General features: G+C 57.2%; 1 rRNA gene. It reads left to right on the top strand.

What is annotated here, in order from left to right:
* Positions 1–1,829: ribosomal RNA gene (locus ABZ885_RS40270) — 23S ribosomal RNA — on the top strand; the annotation flags it as partial.
* Between the last annotated feature and the right edge of the window lie 45 nt (positions 1,830–1,874).

A 1,874-nucleotide genomic window follows, 5' to 3' on the forward strand; every position in this document is an offset into this window, starting at 1 on the left:
GCTGTGATGGGTAGGGGAGCGTCGTGTGCCGGGTGAAGCGGCGGTGGAAACCAGTCGTGGACGGTACACGAGTGAGAATGCAGGCATGAGTAGCGATACAAGAGTGGGAAACTCTTGCGCCGATTGACCAAGGGTTCCTGGGTCAAGCTGATCTGCCCAGGGTAAGTCGGGACCTAAGGCGAGGCCGACAGGCGTAGTCGATGGACAACGGGTTGATATTCCCGTACCCGCTTTGAAGCGCCAACGCTGAACCTCTTGATGCTAAGCCCGTGAAGCCGGCCCGGAGTCTTCGGACGAAGGGACGTGGTGGAGCCGGTGACCCAACGGGGTAGTAGGTGAGCGATGGGGTGACGCAGGAAGGTAGTCCAGCCCGGGCGGTGGTTGTCCCGGGGTAAGGGTGTAGGGCGTTGTGTAGGCAAATCCGCACAACACGTAGCCTGAGACCTGATGCCGAGCCGATTGTGGTGAAGTGGATGATCCTATGCTGTCGAGAAAAGCCTCTAGCGAGTTTCATGGCGGCCCGTACCCCAAACCGACTCAGGTGGTCAGGTAGAGAATACCGAGGCGTTCGGGTGAACTATGGTTAAGGAACTCGGCAAAATGCCCCCGTAACTTCGGGAGAAGGGGGGCCATTCCTGGTGACGAGTCTTGCACTCCGAGCTGGGGGTGGCCGCAGAGACCAGCGAGAAGCGACTGTTTACTAAAAACACAGGTCCGTGCGAAGCCGTAAGGCGATGTATACGGACTGACGCCTGCCCGGTGCTGGAACGTTAAGGGGACCGGTTAGCTCAGATTCGTCTGGGCGAAGCTGAGAACTTAAGCGCCAGTAAACGGCGGTGGTAACTATAACCATCCTAAGGTAGCGAAATTCCTTGTCGGGTAAGTTCCGACCTGCACGAATGGCGTAACGACTTCTCGACTGTCTCAACCATAGGCCCGGTGAAATTGCATTACGAGTAAAGATGCTCGTTTCGCGCAGCAGGACGGAAAGACCCCGGGACCTTTACTATAGCTTGATATTGGTGTTCGGTTCGGCTTGTGTAGGATAGGTGGGAGACTTTGAAGCAGCAACGCCAGTTGTTGTGGAGTCGTCGTTGAAATACCACTCTGGTCGTGCTGGATGTCTAACCTGGGTCCGTGATCCGGATCAGGGACAGTGTCTGGTGGGTAGTTTAACTGGGGCGGTTGCCTCCTAAAGGGTAACGGAGGCGCCCAAAGGTTCCCTCAGCCTGGTTGGCAATCAGGTGTTGAGTGTAAGTGCACAAGGGAGCTTGACTGTGAGACTGACGGGTCGAGCAGGTACGAAAGTAGGGACTAGTGATCCGGCGGTGGCTTGTGGAAGCGCCGTCGCTCAACGGATAAAAGGTACCCCGGGGATAACAGGCTGATCTTCCCCAAGAGTCCATATCGACGGGATGGTTTGGCACCTCGATGTCGGCTCGTCGCATCCTGGGGCTGGAGTAGGTCCCAAGGGTTGGGCTGTTCGCCCATTAAAGCGGTACGCGAGCTGGGTTTAGAACGTCGTGAGACAGTTCGGTCCCTATCCGCTGTGCGCGTAGGAGTGTTGAGAAGGGCTGTCCCTAGTACGAGAGGACCGGGACGGACGAACCTCTGGTGTGCCAGTTGTCCTGCCAAGGGCATGGCTGGTTGGCTACGTTCGGGAGGGATAACCGCTGAAAGCATCTAAGCGGGAAGCCTGCTTCGAGATGAGCACTCCCACCTCCTTGAGAGGGTAAGGCTCCCAGTAGACGACTGGGTTGATAGGCCGGATATGGAAGCCCTGTGAGGGGTGGAGTTGACCGGTACTAATAGGCCGAGGGCTTGTCCTCAGTTGCTCGCGTCCACTGTGTTGTTCTGAAACAACGACCGCCCTG

Origin of the sequence: Kitasatospora sp. NPDC047058 (genome assembly GCF_040643935.1) — a bacterium.
Taxonomy (GTDB): domain Bacteria; phylum Actinomycetota; class Actinomycetes; order Streptomycetales; family Streptomycetaceae; genus Kitasatospora.